General features: G+C 57.9%; 16 protein-coding genes and 2 tRNA genes. 6 read left to right on the top strand and 12 right to left on the bottom strand.

Annotation, left to right across the window (positions count from 1 at the left end):
• Positions 1–171: 171 nt before the first annotated feature.
• From HMPREF3056_RS10545 to HMPREF3056_RS10555, 3 genes are all read right to left on the bottom strand, one after another.
• A tRNA-Arg gene (locus tag HMPREF3056_RS10545) sits at positions 172–247 on the bottom strand.
• A gap of 166 nt (positions 248–413) precedes the next feature.
• Positions 414–1,481: a GTP-binding protein gene (locus tag HMPREF3056_RS10550; RefSeq protein ID WP_070754732.1), complete on the bottom strand. Its 1,068-nt coding sequence runs from the start codon at positions 1,479–1,481 to the stop codon at positions 414–416.
• Between the two features lie 33 nt (positions 1,482–1,514).
• Entirely contained in the window at positions 1,515–3,089 is a 1,575-nt protein-coding gene (locus HMPREF3056_RS10555; RefSeq protein WP_070754734.1) for an SLC13 family permease, read from the bottom strand.
• Between the two features lie 394 nt (positions 3,090–3,483).
• Here HMPREF3056_RS10555 and HMPREF3056_RS10560 point away from each other — a divergent pair, with 394 nt between their 5' ends.
• A complete protein-coding gene (locus tag HMPREF3056_RS10560; RefSeq protein WP_046648864.1) occupies positions 3,484–4,392 on the top strand; it encodes a DUF559 domain-containing protein in 909 nt (302 codons plus the stop codon).
• Positions 4,393–4,497: 105 nt separating this feature from the next.
• On the opposite strand, the gene HMPREF3056_RS10565 is transcribed toward HMPREF3056_RS10560, so the two are convergent.
• The 6 genes from HMPREF3056_RS10565 to HMPREF3056_RS10590 form a co-directional block, all read right to left on the bottom strand.
• Positions 4,498–4,797 (bottom strand): DUF202 domain-containing protein, encoded by a 300-nt coding sequence (locus HMPREF3056_RS10565; protein WP_070754736.1) that lies wholly within the window; start codon positions 4,795–4,797, stop codon positions 4,498–4,500.
• Positions 4,794–5,156: a YidH family protein gene (locus HMPREF3056_RS10570; RefSeq protein WP_070524592.1), complete on the bottom strand. Its 363-nt coding sequence runs from the start codon at positions 5,154–5,156 to the stop codon at positions 4,794–4,796. Before HMPREF3056_RS10570 ends, HMPREF3056_RS10565 begins: the two co-directional genes overlap by 4 nt.
• Positions 5,157–5,216: 60 nt before the next feature.
• On the bottom strand, positions 5,217–5,900 hold the full coding sequence (locus HMPREF3056_RS10575; RefSeq protein WP_070754737.1) for a potassium channel family protein: 684 nt from the start codon (positions 5,898–5,900) through the stop codon (positions 5,217–5,219).
• A gap of 1 nt (position 5,901) precedes the next feature.
• Positions 5,902–7,266 (bottom strand): TrkH family potassium uptake protein, encoded by a 1,365-nt coding sequence (locus HMPREF3056_RS10580; protein ID WP_070754739.1) that lies wholly within the window; start codon positions 7,264–7,266, stop codon positions 5,902–5,904.
• Positions 7,267–7,383: 117 nt separating this feature from the next.
• Positions 7,384–9,432: a YhgE/Pip domain-containing protein gene (locus tag HMPREF3056_RS10585; protein ID WP_070754741.1), complete on the bottom strand. Its 2,049-nt coding sequence runs from the start codon at positions 9,430–9,432 to the stop codon at positions 7,384–7,386.
• Positions 9,432–11,972, bottom strand: a complete 2,541-nt coding sequence (locus HMPREF3056_RS10590; protein ID WP_070754743.1) for a YhgE/Pip domain-containing protein — start codon at positions 11,970–11,972, stop codon at positions 9,432–9,434. Before HMPREF3056_RS10590 ends, HMPREF3056_RS10585 begins: the two co-directional genes overlap by 1 nt.
• A 174-nt stretch (positions 11,973–12,146) precedes the next feature.
• Between HMPREF3056_RS10590 and HMPREF3056_RS10595 the strand changes: the two genes are divergently transcribed.
• The 5 genes from HMPREF3056_RS10595 (at position 12,147) to HMPREF3056_RS10615 (ending at position 16,083) form a co-directional block, all read left to right on the top strand.
• A complete protein-coding gene (locus tag HMPREF3056_RS10595) occupies positions 12,147–13,331 on the top strand; it encodes an Nramp family divalent metal transporter (RefSeq protein WP_011272788.1) in 1,185 nt (394 codons plus the stop codon).
• A gap of 20 nt (positions 13,332–13,351) precedes the next feature.
• Complete coding sequence (locus HMPREF3056_RS10600) at positions 13,352–13,744, top strand: NUDIX hydrolase (RefSeq protein ID WP_070754745.1); 393 nt, start codon at positions 13,352–13,354, stop codon at positions 13,742–13,744.
• A 943-nt stretch (positions 13,745–14,687) separates the two neighbouring features.
• Positions 14,688–15,263, top strand: a complete 576-nt coding sequence (locus HMPREF3056_RS10605) for a TetR/AcrR family transcriptional regulator (RefSeq protein WP_010188362.1) — start codon at positions 14,688–14,690, stop codon at positions 15,261–15,263.
• Entirely contained in the window at positions 15,260–15,622 is a 363-nt protein-coding gene (locus tag HMPREF3056_RS10610; protein WP_070754747.1) for a DoxX family protein, read from the top strand. The genes HMPREF3056_RS10605 and HMPREF3056_RS10610 overlap by 4 nt, the downstream gene beginning before the upstream one ends.
• 179 nt (positions 15,623–15,801) lie before the next feature.
• Positions 15,802–16,083 carry a TA system VapC family ribonuclease toxin gene (locus tag HMPREF3056_RS10615; protein WP_070754749.1) on the top strand — a complete coding sequence of 94 codons (282 nt, stop codon included), beginning with the start codon at positions 15,802–15,804 and terminating at the stop codon, positions 16,081–16,083.
• A 225-nt stretch (positions 16,084–16,308) separates the two neighbouring features.
• On the opposite strand, the gene HMPREF3056_RS13150 is transcribed toward HMPREF3056_RS10615, so the two are convergent.
• The 3 genes from HMPREF3056_RS13150 to HMPREF3056_RS10630 all read right to left on the bottom strand — a co-directional run bounded on the left by HMPREF3056_RS13150 (position 16,309) and on the right by HMPREF3056_RS10630 (position 19,386).
• On the bottom strand, positions 16,309–17,457 hold the full coding sequence (locus HMPREF3056_RS13150; RefSeq protein WP_141759871.1) for an MFS transporter: 1,149 nt from the start codon (positions 17,455–17,457) through the stop codon (positions 16,309–16,311).
• 16 nt (positions 17,458–17,473) lie between these two features.
• Positions 17,474–18,556, bottom strand: coding sequence for a HesA/MoeB/ThiF family protein (locus HMPREF3056_RS10625; RefSeq protein WP_070754753.1), 1,083 nt, complete (start codon positions 18,554–18,556; stop codon positions 17,474–17,476).
• Between the two features lie 741 nt (positions 18,557–19,297).
• Positions 19,298–19,386, bottom strand: a tRNA-Ser gene (locus HMPREF3056_RS10630).
• Between the last annotated feature and the right edge of the window lie 20 nt (positions 19,387–19,406).

The following is a 19,406-nucleotide window of genomic DNA, read 5'->3' on the forward strand; positions in this document are numbered from 1 at the left end:
GCAAATCCACACGAAATGTCCCTTAAGCCAGGAGCCCGCGTTAGAAAACAGCGAGGAGATGAATAGCAGAATGGCGGCGAGAATCGCTTTGATCATATTTCAGAACATTACCGGATTTGCCCAGACCACAGAGCTGAAAACGAGAAAAGCCGCCCGAAGGCGGCTGAAATGTGGTGCGCCCGGAGGGATTCGAACCCCCAACCTTCTGATCCGTAGTCAGATGCTCTATCCGTTGAGCTACGGGCGCAGTCCGTTGGTTCGCAGTGCTTGACGCCGGAGCATGTGCGCTCTGCTGTGCAACGAGGAATAACTATACCCACACGCTAGGAAACTGACAAATCCCGACGTCAATGCATGTTTTCAACCCAAGAAATGGGCATAGCAATTCATCCCGTGTTCACCTTAATGAGGGGCTAGACGAGGGTGGCCACTTCGGCGTCGGAAAGCACGGCGTCACGGAAGGACTGAAGCGTGGACTCGTGGTCGAAGTCAATGCCAATGAGCACGAGCTCGGTGCCGGGAGTGACACCGTTGGCCGCCCACAAGGAGGCCGGCATGATCTGCAAGTTAGGTCCAGCCTGTTGCCAGGCGTGGGCCACGCGCAGATCGGTATCAATCCAGCAATAACCCTTCGAGCGCACTAAGCCGGTGCTAGCACGCAAGGCCTTGAGCAGGCGCTCGCGGTTGAAAGGGCGGTCAGCGCGGAAGACCACCGAAGAAATGCCATATTCCTCGGTTTCGGGGGTGTGAGGGTTGGCCAGCTCCTCCGCGTAGCCGTGGTAGGCCGCGGCGGTGGCGGTGTCGTAAAGGTGGGCGTCAAGAACCAGCGTGAGATCAATAACACCGTTAGTGACAGGCACGACGCGCGCGCGAGGGTTCATGACACGCACGGTGGCAATGACGCGCTCGGTTTCAGCGACCTCCACCAGGTCGGTCTTGGTGACGAGGATGAGATCGGCAAACTCGACTTGATCCACGAAGAGATCGGCGATGGTGCGGTCGTCGTCAGGCGTGGCCTCAATATTCTCGGAAACCAAGCTGCGTCCGCGGCGAAGGTTAGTCAGGAATGTAGAGGCGTCCACGAGGGAGACCATGGTGTCGATAGGGGCGACGTCGGCAAGCGTGGTGCCGTCCCCGAACTCCCACTCGAAAGTGGCGGCAACGGGCATGGGCTCAGAAATGCCGGTGGACTCGATGACAATCTGGTCGAAGCGGCCGGAACGAGCCAGCTTGCCGACGGACTCAATCAAGTCCTCGCGCAACGTGCAACAAATGCAGCCGTTGGAGAGTTCAACGAAGCGGTCTTCGCCGCGTTCAAGATGGCCCTCGCCGGCGACGAGGGCGGCATCGATGTTGACTTCGGAGAAGTCATTGACAACAACCGCCAGCTTGCGCCCCTCACGGTTAGCAAGCAGGTGGTTGAGAAGGGTGGTCTTTCCGCTGCCTAAGAATCCGGACAGCACGGTAACGGGTGTAGCCATCCCGTAATGATAACGTTTTTCATTAATTGAGGGCTACAGGACCAACCCAAAGACCGGAACGGCAAGCAGGTAGACGGTGATGGTGATGAGCACGCAGCCAATCAGGTTGAGGCCGATACCGCCCTTGATCATGTCGCCGATCTTGACGTAGCCGGAGCCGTAGGCAATCGCGTTCGGCGGGGTCGCCACCGGCAGCATGAAGGCACAGGTTGCGGCCAGCGCCACCGGGATGGTGAGCAGCAGGACGTTGATGTCGCCATTCTGGGTAAGGCCGATACCCACGGCCACGCCGCCCATAATCGGCAGGAAGGTCGCCGCAGTTGCGGTGTTCGAGGTGATCTCCGTCAGGAAGAGCACGAGCAGGGCCACCGAAGCGATGAGCAGGATGATGGGCAGGCTGCCCAACCCCTTGGCCATCTCACCAATCCACAGAGACAAACCGGACTTGTTGAACATCGAAGACAGGGACAGGCCACCACCGAAGAGCAGGAGCACATCCCACGGCATTTCGCTCGCAGTCTTCCAATCCAGCAGACGCACGCCAGTCTTCGTGTCGGCCGGGATGGTAAACAGCAGCAAACCAGCGGCAATGCCCACGATTGCGTCGTCGTAGTTGGATTCCTTGCTCACAAAGAAGGGAATGATCACCCAGGCCAAGGCGGCACCGAGGAAGATGATGCCCGTCATGACCTGCGGGCCGGTCCATGGGCCAAGCTTTTCAATCTCGGAATCAATGAGCTCGCGGCCGCCTGGAATCTTGTCCATCTCCGGCTTGAACACGGTAATCAGCATGAACCAGGCAATGAACAGGAAGATGAATGCCAGCGGCATGCCCACCATCATCCACTTGCCAAAGCCGAGGACGATGCCGTGAGTTTCCTTCATGTAGCCCATCAGCAGGGTATTCGGCGGGGTGCCGATGAGGGTGCCGAGCGAGCCAATCGACGCCGCGTACGCAATACCCAGCATGAGCGCGGTGGCGAACTTCTTCTGGTTAGCCATGCCACCGACGGCGTCGGCAGTCAGCGAAAGCACCGAAATACCAATCGGCAGCATGACCACTGCGGTAGCGGTGTTGGACACCCACATGGACAAGAAGCCGGTGGCCAGCATGAAGCCGAGGATCAGCTGCTTCGGCGAGGTACCAACAACCTTCACCACGAACAGCGCCATGCGGCGGTGCAAGTTCCAGCGTTGCAGAGCCAAAGCGATGAGGAAGCCACCCATGAACAAGAAAATGGTGGATGAGGCATAGGGTGCGCCCACATCCTTGATGGTGCCCACACCGGCCAGTGGGAAAATGACCAGCGGCAAAAGCGCGGTGGCGGCCAGCGGGATGGCCTCCGTCATCCACCACACACCCATGAGAATCGTCACGGCGGCTACGGCGCGCAGCGCACCCTGGGTGTATTCGGCGTCTTCCTTAGCGCCGGGTGATTGCAACACCGTTTCCACGGCGTTGCTGGGAAAGAGAAACCACACAAGAGCGGCCAAAACGAGACCGAGGATGAGGCCAATGGCCATGCGGCGCCATTCGCGCGTATCGACGCCGCGGTCGTCCTCGCCCTCCGTGTGCGAAGTTGAGACGTGAGTTTGCGGGGTAGTCATCTGCCCCCTCCTTTTCCTGGTTAACCAGCCCCCATTCAGCTGAGAGAGTTATTGAAATCACTGAATGGGCCTACACGTTCAGGCTATCGAGACCACAGACAGCCAACAAACACTTTCGCCCCATTACCCCCACTCAAGCCGAAGATTCACCCCTGTTAGCAAAATCTTTTGCAGATTAGCTGCAAAGAATGCTCACCAATGTGTGGGCATTCCTTACTCAATTCCCCGCCTCCGTAGATCCCCAGACCTCGATCCCGCAACCTGCAGGTGGGCGTCGCCAAGCGCTTGCCGACGCCCCACCACCCACCCGGGAGTTTCGGGATCGAGGTCTGGGGGTTTAGCGCTGCGTACCGCTCGCCGCGCGCGATCCACGCCAATGCGCTACAAGTAAGCCATGAACAACCTAGGCATCTTTCACTACATAGACACCCACATAGTCGATCTGCGCACGCTCACCAACGACGACCCCCGATGGGGCAAAATTCACGCGAGGAAATTCCATAAGCTCGCGTGGTGCTATGCCATTCCCCTGCACCGATGGCTGCACTTGAAACCCTGGGAGCGAGAAACCGCAGAGGTCTATGCCCATGCGCGTGCCGCACCGCGGGCAACTCTCCTGGGCAAAGCGGCGGCTCGCATCCACGGCATCCCTACGCTCACAACGCCGAGCGAGTATTTCGCGACAGTCCCCTCCAACTCCGTTCCCCAAAAATCCAAGCGCCAATACTTCCGCTACAAGCAAACGAAACTCAACAATCAAGTCACAGAAGTCCACGGCATCCGGGTCACTTCTCTCGCGCGTACGGCGATTGATATCGCACGATTCGATGGATTCGTCGAAGGACTCGTCGCCGCAGACTACGTAAGGTCACGACGGGTATCAAAGGACACTCTCAACTGGGTACTCGGCGACATGGGCCGCGTGAAAGGAGTCGCGGATGCACGCCGGGCCGTGGAACATAGCGTCAACAGCTCCGAATCTCCCTGGGAGTCCTACGCGCGGGCGCTCATCCTTGACGCGGACCTTCCGGCGGTTCGCAGCCTGCGCGCCCAATACCGAGTCAATCAGTACTACGCCGACCTCGCGATCAATGACTGGCTCCTCATTGAGATCGACGGCAACGTGAAATACGAGAACGAGCTGGATGAGGTGATTCGGGCCGAGCACCAACGCCAAAAGGCACTCCTCAACCAGGGCTTTGTCGTCTTACGTTTCTCTCCCCAAGAATTGCGCGAAGCTCCAGAAGACTTCATCAACACCATCGCACGGCACTTAGCTGCGGGCCCCCGAAACTTCCGCTAGATCCCCAGACCTGAAACCCGCAACCTGCAGGTGGGCGTCGCCAAGCGCTTGCCGACGCCCCACCGCCCACCAGGGAGTTTCGGGATCGAGGTCTGGGGGTTTGCGCTACCAGATAGCGGCGAAGGCTACCGCCCCGAGGAGCATCGTCCCTAACGCAACGGCGGCAAGAGCCGGGGCACCGGGCAGGACAGGTGATTCGGCCCGAGCCAGGATCTCGTCAGCATGGCGGAGCTTGGCGGTGGCCAACCACAGCACCACGGCCACCACTACCCCAACAATCACGGCGGCCCATGGCGCAACGGAACGCACGACGAGCAAACCCGCGATGAGGCCGGCTAGACCCGTGCGCTGCCAGGCTAAGCGGGTGCGCTCGGGTTGGAGGCCGGGATCAAAAAGCTCGCTCACGCTAGCAGCTCGCCCACCAGAATCATCAGGCCGATGATGATCACCACACCAACAATCAACGCCAACGCCGGGCTAGCCGGGAGCGGACGCCCATGGCGCATCGCGCGCTCCGAGGCACCCCAGTGAAACCATGCCACCGCCGGCAGGACGATGGCCACGATCAGCATGATGACGGAGACGACGCGGGTCAGCGTCGTGTTCAACGGCAGCTCGAAGGTCTCCAGGGCCACACCACCGGCGATAAAGGCCAACGACGTGCGGATCCACGCAAGGAACGTGCGCTCATTGGCCATGCTGAAGCGCGGGTCGGGTTCCTCCCCTGTTCCATACACCGAGCCCGGGAAACGTGCCTTCGTCATAGGCGCTACTGTAGCGTCCGACGCGTCATTCCACAGCGCGCAGCACCCCAAGCGCCGCGCTTAAGACTGCGAGAAGGCCTCCAGATCCGCGGGGCTACCGGCGACGACGATGAGGTCGCGGTGGGTGAGCTCGGTGCCGTCGACAAGCGGGCGCCACTGGCCAGGCCCCTCACAGCGGGAGATGAGCTGAACGTTGTGCGCTTCCCACACCTGGTGCAGGTTGAGCGGGTGCTTGCTTATCGACGCCGGCGGGGTCATCGCCGTCACGCCATAATCAGTGGCGATTTCCGCAAAATCCTCGAAGCGCCCGCCCAACAGGTGCGCCACGCGGCGACCCGTATCGCGCTCCGGGCGGATCACGTGGTGCACTCCCAGTTGGCGCAGGATGCGGGCATGAGCATCTGAATCGGCCTTGGCCCAGATATCGCTTACCCCGAGCTCCACGAGGTTGGAGGCCGTAAGGATGGAATCCTCCAAATCGGAGCCGATGGCCACGACCACGCGCTCTACTTCATCAACGCCCAGCTGGCGGAGGGCCTCGGCGTCGGTGGTATCCGCGGTCACCGCTTCGGTGAGGTACGCGGCGTGTTCGCGCACGTGCTTCTCCTCGGCGTCGATGCCGAGAACCTCCACGCCGTGCTCCATCAGCTCGCGGGCCAGGGAAGAACCGAACCGCCCCATACCAATGACGACGACCGGTGGAATATTGATGGACGTCTTCTCGCGCCGCAGGGCGCTGAACATGTTAGCCAATGAACGGCCTTTCTTCTGGGTAGCGGTAGCGCAGGCTGATGGTCCGGGCGGCCAGTGCCGCCACGAAGGTGGTGGGTCCTACGCGGCCAACGTACATGATGAGACACAGCATGAGCTGCGATGGTGCGGACAAACTTGCGGTAATGCCCGTGGACAAACCCACGGTGGCGAAGGCAGACATGACTTCGAAAGTGACCTGGTCCGCGGTGAACTCGGGGTCCCAGATGCGCAGCGTCGCCACGCCTACGGCAACGACGATCATTCCGGCGGCCGTCAGCGCGAGGGCCTGACGGAAGGTAGACAGCGGCAGGCGCCGGTGCCCGATGGAAGTGTCCTCCCGGCCCAAGAATTCAGAAATCATCGCCGCGCCCAGAACGCATGCGGTAGTCACCTTGATGCCACCCGCCGTACCGGCGGAGCCGCCGCCGATGAACATCAAGATGTCCGTCACCATCAGCGTCAACGGGTGCGCCTCACCGTAATCGATGGCGTTAAAACCTGCCGTTCGGGGCGAAGCGCTCATGAAGAAGGCGTTGATCAGCTTCTGGCCCAACGTCATCCCATGCAGTACACCGGAGCCCTCGGAGAGGAAGAAGACCACGGTGCCACCCAGCAACAAGAACGCGGTGGCGCCCAACGTCATCCGGGCGGTCATGGACATGCGATGAATGCGCGGCGTGCCGCCGCGCCACCGCGTTAGCCGTGCGCGGGCCCGCCGCACGAACTCCGCCAGCATGGGATAGCCCAGACCACCGACAATCAGGGCGAAGGCGAGAGGAATCAAAATCCAGCCATCAGCCGCGAAGGAGATAACGCTGTCTGAATAGGTACTAAACCCTGCGTTATTGAAGGCCGAAATGGCGTGGAAGATTCCTTCCCACGCTGCACGCCCAGGTGCTACACCGTGTTCGGTGGCTAGGCGCACACCGATGAACACGGCAACTGTGGCCTCACAGATCAGAGTCATCATCAGGGTGAGCAGCAGGGCATGTCGAATGCCTCCGGAAGCCACAGCACGACCTTCCGCCGCCATGGTCCGGCGGGCTTTGAAGCTGATGCGACCGGTCAACAACATGCCTGATAGCGATGCCAGGCTCATAATGCCGAGGCCGCCCAGCTGGATGAGCGCGATGATGACCGCTTGGCCGAAGGGCGTCCAATAGGTGCCGGTGTCCTCCACCACGAGACCCGTCAAAGAGACCGCCGAGGTAGCCGTAAACAGCGCCGGCAGGAACGGTGTCCACTGCGGAACGTTGGCGGAAATCGGCAGCATCAGCAGCAGCGTTCCCACGAGGATGAGCAGGATAAAGCCCACGGCGGTGAGCCGAGCCGGGCCCAGGAAATGACCGCGTTTCACAGCGCTTCAGCTTACTGCCATTTACCTCCGATGGACACTCCCCTCAGCCTTGAATATTGCGATTTTATTATGTGAATCATCACAATCGATAACCCCGAAGGCACCGCGAAGTAACCGCTACATCAGCTTGGTCTTGTCCAAGGTCTCCACCCAGCCGTTGGTGAACTTCTCCAGCGGCTTGTGGAAGACCACGCCCAGAATGAGCATCGGTACGGCAAAGAGCAAGAGGGCGAACAGGGAGAGCCAGTAATCACCGTGGTAAGTTCCGGCGATGGCCGCGCGGAAAGCACGGATGGTATAGGTCGCCGGCAGCCACGGGCTAATGTTCTGGAACCAGTCCGGGAGCACCTGCAAGGGGTAGGCACCGCCCGACGACGATACTTGGACCACCAGCATGAGCACCGCCAAGGCTTTGCCTGCGTTGGCGAAGGAGACCACGAAGGTGTAGCAAATCAGCATAAAGATGAGCGAGCTAACCCAGCCTGCCAGCAGCATGAGAATCGGGTGCGCGGGCTCGATGCCCACGAAGAAGATGAGGCCCAAGATGAGCATCGTCGACTGCATGAGACCAACCGCGACGAACATTCCAAAGCGGCCGAAGAAGCGCTGCATCGGCGAGTACTTGTCCTTGTCCACCACGTCGGTGCGCACGCTCACCGCAGTCAGCAGCGCGCCGACCCACAGGGCCAGCGCCGTGTACATGGGTGTCATGCCGGCACCAAAGCTCTTGACTGGGTAGACCGCTTGCCTGTCGACGTCCACCGGAGCCGCAATCGCGTGCGCCAGAGCATCCGGATCGGAACCGATGAGGTCCGCCAGCTTCTTCAGATCCCCGGATGCCGCAGCGGAGTCGATATCCTTCCGCAGGTCGCCGAACTTGTTGGCCTTATCCTGCAGGCCGGAGGCGAGCTTCTGTACCGCATCCCGAGCATCCGTCAGCGATGAAGAGTCAATGGTTACGGGGGCCTTAGCGGTATCCAGATCCGCGCTTACCTGGCCCAGGGAATCCTGCAGTGCGCGCAAGGATTCACGCAGACCGGAGGTGGAGATTCCCTCCACTGCCTTCTTGGCATCATCGAGGCTGGAGAGATTCGGCTTCGTGGGTTCGGGAGCATTCGCGGCCGCAGTGAGGCGCGCGTGGAGAGTGCGCTGCGCGTCGATGGCCTCTTCGATACGGCTGAGCGCCTTCTCTTTATCCCCGGCAGGAATTGGCAGGGCCTCAATGTGGCCATGCAGGTTCTGGTATTGCGCAATGGTGCCTTCCACCTGGCCGGCCAAAGTGTTGAGCGTGGCGACGCGGTCAGCGCGGGAGGCGGAGGCGTCGTCGTAAAGCGCATCAATGCGTTGGCGCACCACGTCATAACTAGCGCTGGTGGCATCGAGCGATTGCTGCAGCGCGTCCGTGGAAACGTTGAGCGAGGAGGACTGAACCTCCGGAAGCTCCAGGTCCGCTGAGTCCGCAATGCGTTGGGCGCTTTCCATGAGCGGAACTGCGGTATCCACAAGTCCAGCCAGGGAACGCGCAGTACGCGCCGCCATATCCAGCTGGGTCTGCACGCCATCCGCGCGCGCCTGCATCCGGTCCAACACAGCCTTGGTATCGCCCTGACTCAAGAAATCGGAGAGCGAGGTGACCAGATCGAAGGACACGTCACCGACCGTCGTGGTGAAGGCTTCGGCAACCTGGGCCGACACGCCCTCTGCGCCTTGACCGGTGATCTTCGGCGCCAGCGCGTTCTTCTTCTCATTCATGTAGAAGGACAAATCCGCGGGCTGGGAACCATCCGTGTAGAAGTTCATCATGTCGGTACTGAAATCTTCCGGAAGCACGATGGCTGCGTAATACTCACCGGACTTGGTACCTTCAATCGCCTCATCGGAGGTGGTCACAACCCAATCCAGCTGCTCGTTCGCTCGCAGCTCATTGAGCACCTGGTTGCCTACGTTGATGGGCACCGGCAGCAGATCGCTCTCATAGCCGGTGTCCTTGCTAGCCACCGCCACTTTGAGCTGGCTGGTGTTATCGAAGGGATCCCAGCTGGCCAGCACGTTGAACCAGGTAAACAGCATCGGGATGACAACGAGACCCACGAGCATCACCGCGCTCATCACGTTGCGGCATGCGGTGCGCATGTCATTGAGGAAAAGATCGAGTGTTCCACGCATTAATTATCCCCCTCCGTGGAATCCGCGCCGGCGCGAGCCGGGTGTTTGATGTCATCTTCATCCAGCGTCACGAGCTCCGCGGACTGCTTCAGGCTAATGCGCAGGTATTCCAGGGTGACCGCGGCGATAATGATGAGGAAGCACCATGCCGTCCAAATAGCCAGAAGCAGCGGCTTCTGGTCGGGCAAGAGACCCGAGACGACGATGAGGATCACCACTCCGATAACACCGGCGATGCCCACCAGCTTGAGCCAATAGCCCCAGTTGTGCGCGCGGCGGTCCAGATCCTTCTTCAGGCCACTGCGGCTATCCAGCGCCTGGATGACGTCCGCGATGCGGTAGCCGGAGCCCACAACCTGCACGTTTTCATAGTCAAAGAGCTCAGTGTCCCGCAGCTCGCGGTTGAAGATGACATTGAAGTGCGCCAACGCCTTACGCAGCAGCAGGCCGAAGACGAAGAACAGAATGAACATGAAGGCGAGCACGGCCATGTTCTTGAAATAGTGGTTCCCATAGAACCCACCGATGGTTTCGCGCATGGCATCGATGCCGTACGTGAATGGCAGTAGTGGGTAGATGGTGTGGAAGAAGTTGGGCAAAAGCTCAATCGGGTACAGGCCCGAAGCACCCGGAATCTGGATAATGACAAAGACCACGCAGAGGCCACGTCCCAGGTGTCCCAGGGATGAGGACAGTGCGTAAATAATGCTCAAGTAGGCCAGTCCCACGAGCACGCCCGTCAGGATGAAGACAGGCGCGTTCACGGTCTGCACGCCGATGAGCAGATCACCCACGGTCACCGTGACGGCCTGGATGATGACCATCAGGGCCATGAGGAGGAAGCGGCCCAAGTAGGCCTGGCCCACCGTGATGCGGTCGAAGCCCTCCTTATCGACCTCAACCCGGAAGATCACCATGAGGACGAAGGCACCAATCCACAGAGAGAGGTTAGTAAACAGCGCCGCCATGGCGGAGCCGTAGCTGTCCACCGGGTACACGGTTTCGGTCTTCAGCTCGATGGGCTCCGCAAAGAATTTACCGATTTCTTCCGCGTCCAGCCCGGTGACATTTTGAACAACTTTGGAGTTCATCGCAGCCCGCAGCGAACCCACATCGCCCTGCATAGCGCGCAGGCTGTCCTGCAGGGCCAGGAGGTTGGTATCGAAATCGGACAAGGTGTCCTTCGTGGCGCGCAGCTGCTGGGCCACGCCGTCCAGGAGACCATTGGCCTCCTGCATGGTTCCCTTCTGAGCTTCCAGGGTGGAGCTCAAAGCACTCGCCATGGAGCTCAGATTGCTCATGGCACGGTTGATTTCCGGCACGGCGGTGGTCACGGTATCGCGCAGCGTCTGCGACGTGGCCTTGGTATCGGCCGCTGCCTGGTTGATGGCCTCCGCGCTAGCCTGCACGTTGTCCGCTGCGGCCTGGGTATCCTTGCTCAGCGCAGTCAGGTTCCCCACCAGCTGACGGTTGGATTCATTGCCCTCATCGAGGCGCTGGATGGCGTCATCAATTTCCTTGGCCACCTGCGGTGAGAGCGTTGCGGAATCGCGCAGGGCTTTAAGCTGCGCAATCGATTCCGCACTCGCGTCAATAGCAGTGTTCGCCCGCTGCGTGGCGTAATCGAAGCGGTCACCGGCCTGGTTCAGGCCAGCTGTGACATCCGCGATGGATTCCTGCGCCTTGGCGGTACCGTCCGCCACCGCACTTGCACCACTGACGAAGGCACCGGTGGTCTGGTCGGTGAAGTCACCGATGCCCCCTTGGGCCTGCTCGACTAGGGAGGAGACCTCGGCGAGGGCGGTTTGGGCGTCGCCCAGCGCAGCACTCACATCAGCCACCGTGGACTTGGCGCCCAACGTGGAATCAGCGGCGGCGTCAAGCTTTCCCTGGATGCGCGCGAGGTTCTCACGGTTGCCGTCAATCTCCTGCGCGGTCTCCCCGAAGGCCGAACTAGTGTTGTTCATCGCGCGCGTGACTTTTCGCTCGAAGTCGGTACCGGTGTCCTTGATGTTCTCCGCCGCGACGGTGGCCACCTGCTCCTTGAAGGCCGCCGTGATCTGCTTGTCCAGACCTTTGGCACCGGCATCCGTGATCTTCACGGCGATGGCATTGTTCTTCTCATTGACGCGGTAGACCAACTGGGGCTGCGTGAACTTCCCGTCGAGCATGCTCACGAGGTTCTCGCTAAAGTCCTCCGGAATCGTCACCGAGGCATACACGTCCCCCTCTAAAAGGGCTTTCTCGGCTTCGTCGCGCTCGAGGAATTGCCAGCCTAGCTGGTCATTCTTTTTGAGTTTCTCAATGACCTCGCTGCCGACATCTATCTTCCCCGTCAGCTCGTTGTTAGCACCCTTATCCTCGTTGACCACGGCCACCTTGATGTTGTTGGTATGGCCGTAGGGGTCACGAAAAGCCGCGATGTTCACCCATGAATACAACGCGGGGGTGATGATAAGCCCGATGAGGATGATCCACGCCCTGGGGACGCGGCCAAGCCTGGCTACATCTCTAATAAAAATCTTCCAACTTTGGCGCACTGAAGGCAGTGTACCCGTTGAAGCTTCGAGTCTCTAACCTGCCGAAATACATAAAGTAATTTAAATAATTAACAAATAAACTTTAACATGGTTTGCCGGATCAAACCCCTGGCTTGAACATATGGCGATGAAAACTAGACTTCAAGTAGTTGAACTTTTGGTATGGAGATGCCTATGCGTAAGACCTTAATCAGCCTCACCGGCCCCGCCTTCGTTGCTGCAGTGGCTTACGTCGACCCCGGCAACGTAGCCGCCAACATCAGCGCCGGCTCCCACTACGGCTACCTCCTGGTGTGGGTACTCGTCGTGGCCAACCTCATGGCCATGTTCATCCAGTACCACTCCGCCAAACTGGGCCTAGTCACCCACCGCTCCCTGCCGGAAATCATGGGCGAGCGTCTCTCCCGCCGCGCGCGCCTAGGCATGTGGGCCCAGGCCGAGCTCATCGCCGCGGCCACCGACCTCGCCGAAGTCATCGGCGGCGCCATTGCCCTGCAACTCCTCTTCAACCTCCCCCTGTTCGCGGGCGCGCTCATCATCGGCGCGGTCTCCATCATTCTCCTCATCTTCCAGAAGAAGAACCAGTGGTTCGAGGGGCTTGTCATCGGCCTGCTCCTGGTCATCTGCATCGGCTTCCTTGCCGGCCTCGCCATCGCCCCGCCCGACCCCGCCGACGTGGCCGGCGGCCTCATCCCCCGCCTAGAGGGCAAGGACAGCATCCTGCTGGCCGCCTCCATGTTGGGCGCCACCGTCATGCCGCACGCCATTTACCTACACTCCTCCCTGACCAAGCAGCGCTACCCCGACCTGGAAATCCCCCACGTGCTGGCCGGCACCCGCGCGGACATCGCCGTGGCGCTGTCCATCGCCGGGCTCGTCAACGTGGGCCTGCTGGTCCTGGCGGGCTCGGCCCTCTACGGCGTGGACGGCACAGAGACCATCTCCGGGGCCCACACGGCGATTGCCAGCCACCTCGGCCCGCTGGCCGGCGTTCTCTTCGCCATCGGCCTGCTGGCCAGCGGCCTCGCCTCGACGTCAGTGGGCGCCTACGCCGGCTCCGAAATCATGGACGGCCTGCTTCACATCAAGGTCCCCCTACTAGTCCGCCGCCTGGTCACGCTCATCCCGGCGCTGGTCATCATCGGCTGCGGGGTCGACCCCACTATGGCACTGGTGGTCAGCCAGGCACTTCTTTCCCTGGGCATCCCCTTCGCCATCATCCCGCTTTTCCGCTATGCCGGCTCCCGGGACGTCATGGGTGAGTTCGCCGCGAAACCCTGGTCTATGGCCGTGGGCTGGACGCTTGCCGCGCTGGTCATCGCACTCAATCTCGCCCTCGTGCTCCTGCCGCTGCTCTAGGCCGCCTACAATCAGCAGCCATGATTGAAGTAGCAGCCGTCGTCATCCGCAACCCACAAGGCCACGTGCTTACCGTGCGCAAGAAGTCCTCCACCAAGTACCAACTGCCCGGCGGCAAGCCCGAGGCGGGCGAGGCGCTTGTCGACGCCGCCCTGCGCGAAGTTGCCGAAGAAGTAGGCCTCACCCTCGACGCCGAGAGCCTCAACAAACTCGGCACCTTCGACGCTCCCGCCGCCAACGAACCGGGCGAGGTCGTCGTCGGCACCATCTTCACCTACACCCGCACCGTCACCACCGACGAACCCCACGCCGCCGCCGAAATCGGGGACACCGCCTGGGTCAACCCAGCAGCCCCCGACCGCGAGCTTGCGCACCTGTTGCGTGACCGCGTCTTCCCCGCGCTGGCTGGGTAGGTACGTTTTCGTAAATTGCATCTCGAAGCCACAGGCCGCATCGCCTGTTTCTACGCATCTGTAGCAGCGCACCTCCGCGCCCATTTTCTCGGCTCATCAACATAAGACAGAGGCAGGTCCGCTGAAATACCCACCCCTACTCAGGCATTTACTTCTTCCCGCTGGGAAGAAACACAAGGACAATGACCAAAACTGCTAGAGCAATCGTGACAGCATACGGCCATTGAACATAAACGGAAAGCGTCATCAGAATAGCGCCAATAGTGGCCAAGATTTTTTTCCACATAAATTATTCTCCCTAACCGGTAGATTCTCTTTGACTGCTCTCCAGACAGTTCAGCAACGTCCATATGGCGAAATTCCAAGCACGCTACCCTAAAACCTTCGCCATTTAGTGCAACGATAGTTTTCAAAAACCAACCCGCTGAGGAAGTGCTTTAACTGGAGCGAGAACTGATACTGCCGCAATCAGCACTACCAGAGGCGCACATTTCTTGGGGCAATACATGCCCTTATCCCTTTCGCGAGAAGATGGCCGAGAACTCGGACACCCCCTAGAGTTACATGTGGTAGACAAATTTGGAAGCAAAAAATGGAAACCGTAGACGAACGTATACACTTCCCCAAAAATCCTTGCGAGAGCCCGCAAGAGGGCGTATCTTGCCGCAATTCGCCCTGCTGACATTTAGCCTCCTTTAGGCTTCGGCCTACCTGCTGCTTCTGTCATTGTCGGCACCATCTTCACCTGCACACGCACCGTCACCACCGACGAGCCCCACGCCGCCGCCGAAATCGGCGACACCGCCTGGGTCAACCCAGCTGCACCCGACCGCGAACTTGCGCATCTGTTGCGCGACCGCGTCTTCCCCGCGCTGGCCTAGCGCCAACTGTCAACACTTCGGCGTCATTGACCCCGAAGCCATCAAGAGCTACCCTTTTGAACATGTTCACTGAACACGTTCACCCATCGCGTTCGGCCGCCAAAGCTGGCACCGACAGCAAGGTCCTGGCCACCGCCTACGATCTCTTCCTCACCCAGGGCTACGCCACCACCAGCATCCGGACCATCGCATCCGAGGCTGGCGTCAGCGTGGGAACCGTCATGGGAGTCGGCGACAAACAAACGCTGCTCATCCGCACCATTGGCCAACACATTTCAGAGCTCCACGACGAGATTCGGGGGCAATCCGATAGCCTCCTCGATGTCCTCAAGCCATTCCTCCAGATGTTCACCGGCCACGAAGAACTCTCCCGTGCGTTCGGCGCGGCACTCATCCAACAAGGAAATCAAGGCGAAGCACTCACCGCGCTCAAAACACTCCTGACCGATGAAATCACCCTGCGCCTTGGCTCCAGACTCAACAGTGACGATGCAGCCGAGTACTCCAACCTGCTATACAACGTCTACCTCGGCTTTCTCATCGGGTGGGCCGCGGGCCTCTACGACACCGAACAACTCACCTCCCAAGCCGCCTCATCCATCGAACGCCTCAACACCGCATTCGGAGTAACCCAATGATCCTAGAATCCTCCCCCGCTTGGCCCTCCCTGCTACTGGCTGCCATCCTGCTTGGCGACGCCGCCCTCTCCCTCAAACCAGTCCCCTTTATCGAAGCCTGCCTCAGCGGCGTCAAACTCCCCAAGGACTGGTGGTGGGCGCTCATTGTCATCAAGTATCTCGCCGCCGCAGGACTCATTGCCGGCCTCTGGTTCCCCGGCGTAGGAATTGCAACCATGGTTGGCGTCATCGCATACTTCTGCGCAGCCGCAGCAGCCCATGTCCGCGCCCACTTCCTCGGTAGCGCATTCTGGATCAACTGCTTAGGCATGCTCGCACTCTCAACCGGCGTGCTCATCCTGACGCTCGCACTGAATTAAGACACTAGCCAACCATTCACGGCTTCCAGAAGGCAGATACATCATTGCACCCGTTGATTGATGACTTGATGCTTTCTACCCTAAAGGTATGCGCACGACGATAAACCTCCCCTCCTTCGATTGCGGCGGACCAGCTCTAATTGATCTCAGCGACAAAGAAGCTGTGTGGGCGGTACTCGATGATCATTCCTGATGTCAACATCCTCGTTTATGCCTTCCACTCCGCAGCACCACAACATAAGCCCGCTCAACAGTGGCTAAGTAGTGCTCTAAATCGGCATGAAACAATTGGACTCCTGGATGTTGTGGCAACGGGCTTTCTTCGAGTCATGACGAACCACAAGCTTTTTCACAAACCACTTACCGCCCAGCAAGCGCTGACTGCACTCAATGCCATTTTAGAAGCCCCAAACGGCACCCCTTTTAAGCTCCAGCCCAGGGACCTGGACAACCTTCACTGAATTGGTGCGCTTGCACAAGCTTAAAGCCAGCGACATCCCTAATGCTTGGATAGCTGCGGCCGTAATAGAAGAAGAAGCAACCCTACTGAGCCAAGATCAAGGTTTTGCCCGCTTCCGAGAGCTGCGCTGGCACCCACTTTCAGATTGACAACAAAACGCAGAACCCGAGCCACCGGTGAACGATGACTAGGGCTCTTTATAAGCGTCATCAAGGTAAGAAGACACCTATAAACGAATGGATTTAACGTCGCCCTTCTTGATGAAAAACAGATCTGAGAGAATCAAGACCAAAGCAAAAAAGGCTACTGCAGTCAATCCCCCAAAGTGCTCAAAGAGCACGCCGGCAAGTGCGTTTCCGATAGGCATGGTTACCATCGCAGACGTTGACAGAATCGCGGTACAACGTCCTTGAAACTCTTGCGGTACTGATTTTACGAAAAAGCCACTGCACGGCGCGTTGAAAACTGGCAAGACCAATCCGGCCAACACCATTCCAACAATAGTGAACGTACTATTTACCATGGTTACTGCAAGCGCTACAGTGAACAAACACATCGAGTAAAGAATTAGCCTTCCGGCCTGCGCTTTTTCGACTAGCTTTCCTGCAATCACTGCGCCCATTAGGCCTGCTAATCCAATTGCAGCCTGATATATTCCCAATGAGAATGAACTGAAAGAAGCATACTTTAAACTAAGAAGCGAAAGTGTTGTTATTCCAGCAAATGAAAAATTCATCAACGGGCTATACCAACCGATAGAGAAGAGCTGCTTCTGACCGCGTAGCCAATCCCATGCTGGTCGTAGCGGAGGCGTTTCGCTGGGGGTTTTCGAAGAGTCTGTTTCGCTTGATCGGAAACGAATTAACACAAGGCAAGCTAGAACCCAGCAGAATGAAGCTGCATCAACCCAAAAAGGAGCTTGCGCCGAATGCGAGATAAGGAGACCTGCAATTGGTGGCCCAATTAAAGTTCCGATCGAGTATCTACCTTGATTAACAGCCATGGCTTTTGCTAGCAAGTTCGGGGGGATTAGCTCTTTAAGAAATGCGCGTTCTGCCGTACCAAAAGCCGACGAGATACCACCTAGCAAGAAAGCTGAAATTGCAAAAAGAGATATTGGATAATGCCCATTGGCCGCAATGACGCATAGTAGGGAACCAATTACTCCAAGTGTGGAGGAGATCTTAAGAATTGCAAGTCTTGAATATCTGTCTACTAGGCGGCCGATTGGTAGCCCCAAGACAACCATGCTTAAGACAAATAGTCCTGACGAAAAGCTTGCAGCGGTTGGAGAATTAGTAACGTTAAGGACTACAAGGAATAAGGCGAAAGTAGTTATTTGATTACCGACTACATTTACTGTTTGCCCCGACATTAGTAATTTGTAGTCTCTATTTTCCCAAAGCGACAACACCGGCTCCTTTATGGACACAAGTTTCGAAGTCAGGTACTTCAACTTCGTTTATCGCCATTGATTGCATAGAAAACCAATACTCTACGTTTGTTTTTATACAAGGAACCCCCGTAAGTAGACTAATTATTCCGTGCGCAAGAAAAGCTGCTGAAATTGAGGAAGATACGGAATTACCCGCTTGTTTTAGAGGACGTGAGTACTCTCGGATGTGCAGATCGCGGTCGGCACGCTCCATCGTCTGATAGTCTTTTATGCATCTAAAGCAGGCGCCACAGCTATCATGAATACCCAGGATGATCTCGGGACCTTGGTACCCACAGTGCGCCCACGGCATTTCATGGCGTAATGCAAAGTCATTCGCCGTGAATCTTATTCTCTCAGGGTAGTCCGCTGACAGTGCGAAGGTATCTACCGAATTCAGCGTACGTTCGAAGTCACTCGTTGTACATAAGCTTTTCTGCAAACAGTCTATCTCTGTCTCAAGTCCAATTTCCGCTATTTGACTAGCTAACGCCTTACTCTTCGCATCTCCAATATCGGTGAATTTGAAATGCTGGCGAACAATATTTGTCGGCTCAACTGTGTCTGGGTCAATAAGGACGAGTTTTCCAATGCCGGCTCGGGCAAGAAGAACGGCCACTTCTGACCCGACTCCCCCAAGCCCTACTATGGCAGCTACGCTATTTGATAATTTCTCCTGCACATACCATGGATGCTCACGCAACTGGTTATCCATCCCCTGATATAGGTTTTGCGCTCTAGACCATAGTTCGAACTTAGCATCAAGTTCGGAGGGATACTCCGACTCTTCAAGAAAGCCAAAGTCTGCAAGTGCGGAAACGAGCTCCTCGACAAATTGATAGCTTAGCGACGGAAAGGATCCCTCAAGCTCGAAATAGATCTGCTCAAGGGTCCTAGTTCCATCTAGCCGAGTTAAGATCGCCTTGATTCTCCCATCGGAATCCCTTACCTTCCTAGAGCTCCCGTAGGAAACTCCGCCAATGATCAAGGAGTCCTTACCAACAGCGAGTGGCCTATGAGCGTATTTCAGACGATACATACTCAACTCTTTCTGGGATTATCCGTCGGTACAGCAACCGCCGCATAACAATACGAAATCTTCAGCTTTCACGTTTTCGAAAGTCAGGCCTTCCATTTTCACTCCCTTCAGGATAAATGACTGTTACAACCAGTTAGGCTACCAAAAGCTTTGGGATCTAAAAAGGGTTTGTACTAAAAAATTAAATCGGACGCGCGATTTCGACTAGGAGGATCGTCGCTCCTCAAACATATGACGCTTAGCCACTCCCACTTTTGCAGTCCAGAGGGACGTCCAATGCGTTGGCCTCATATCTAGGGTGATCAAGTCCGCTGCTTCATTAAATGGGCCTGCCCTCCAAGGCAATGGAAGCACAAAAGCTCGCGAGGTAGCGAGACAAACTTAGAGTCAGCATCATGGCAGCGAGTGGCAATCCGCGAAACCTTTCGCGCTTGATGCCGCCGTTTACCTACGTAAACAGCATGGTCCGATAGCAGAGTCCTGGGTACCGTCCGCACTTCAACCCACCGAGAGCAGGGCCTTTAGGCTATCCAGCCCCCTTAATCGGCGGGAATCTTCAAGAAAACTGGATGAAGCCCTGGCCGGGTAGGTACGCTTCTTACAAATAAGGCCCCTGATCCGGCGGATTTTCGGGGCTTATTTGATCGATATGCACTTGCCTGCTCCGGAAAAGCCGTTGCCAACAACAAAACGTAGAATCCCGAGCCACCGGTGAAACGATGACTCGGGTTCTGTAGTTTGCGGAGACGAGAGGATTTGAACCTCCGGACCTACGCAAGTAAGTCAACTCCTTAGCAGGGAGCCCCATTCGGCCGCTCTGGCACGTCTCCAGCGATTCGCAATGAATCGC

The sequence above is a fragment of the Corynebacterium sp. HMSC056F09 genome (assembly GCF_001815785.1).
Classification (GTDB): Bacteria; Actinomycetota; Actinomycetes; order Mycobacteriales; family Mycobacteriaceae; genus Corynebacterium; species Corynebacterium hiratae.

Bases quoted from the DNA above. Each gene is read 5' to 3' on its own strand.
- HMPREF3056_RS10550 (WP_070754732.1), bottom strand. From the start codon at position 1,481: ATGGCTACACCCGTTACCGTGCTGTCCGGATTCTTAGGCAGCGGAAAG.
- HMPREF3056_RS10555 (WP_070754734.1), bottom strand. From the start codon at position 3,089: ATGACTACCCCGCAAACTCACGTCTCAACTTCGCACACGGAGGGCGAG.
- HMPREF3056_RS10560 (WP_046648864.1), top strand. From the start codon at position 3,484: ATGAACAACCTAGGCATCTTTCACTACATAGACACCCACATAGTCGAT.
- HMPREF3056_RS10570 (WP_070524592.1), bottom strand. From the start codon at position 5,156: ATGACGAAGGCACGTTTCCCGGGCTCGGTGTATGGAACAGGGGAGGAA.
- HMPREF3056_RS10575 (WP_070754737.1), bottom strand. From the start codon at position 5,900: ATGTTCAGCGCCCTGCGGCGCGAGAAGACGTCCATCAATATTCCACCG.
- HMPREF3056_RS10585 (WP_070754741.1), bottom strand. From the start codon at position 9,432: ATGCGTGGAACACTCGATCTTTTCCTCAATGACATGCGCACCGCATGC.
- HMPREF3056_RS10595 (WP_011272788.1), top strand. From the start codon at position 12,147: ATGCGTAAGACCTTAATCAGCCTCACCGGCCCCGCCTTCGTTGCTGCA.
- HMPREF3056_RS10600 (WP_070754745.1), top strand. From the start codon at position 13,352: ATGATTGAAGTAGCAGCCGTCGTCATCCGCAACCCACAAGGCCACGTG.
- HMPREF3056_RS10605 (WP_010188362.1), top strand. From the start codon at position 14,688: ATGTTCACTGAACACGTTCACCCATCGCGTTCGGCCGCCAAAGCTGGC.
- HMPREF3056_RS10610 (WP_070754747.1), top strand. From the start codon at position 15,260: ATGATCCTAGAATCCTCCCCCGCTTGGCCCTCCCTGCTACTGGCTGCC.
- HMPREF3056_RS10615 (WP_070754749.1), top strand. From the start codon at position 15,802: ATGATCATTCCTGATGTCAACATCCTCGTTTATGCCTTCCACTCCGCA.
- HMPREF3056_RS13150 (WP_141759871.1), bottom strand. From the start codon at position 17,457: ATGTCGGGGCAAACAGTAAATGTAGTCGGTAATCAAATAACTACTTTC.
- HMPREF3056_RS10625 (WP_070754753.1), bottom strand. From the start codon at position 18,556: ATGTATCGTCTGAAATACGCTCATAGGCCACTCGCTGTTGGTAAGGAC.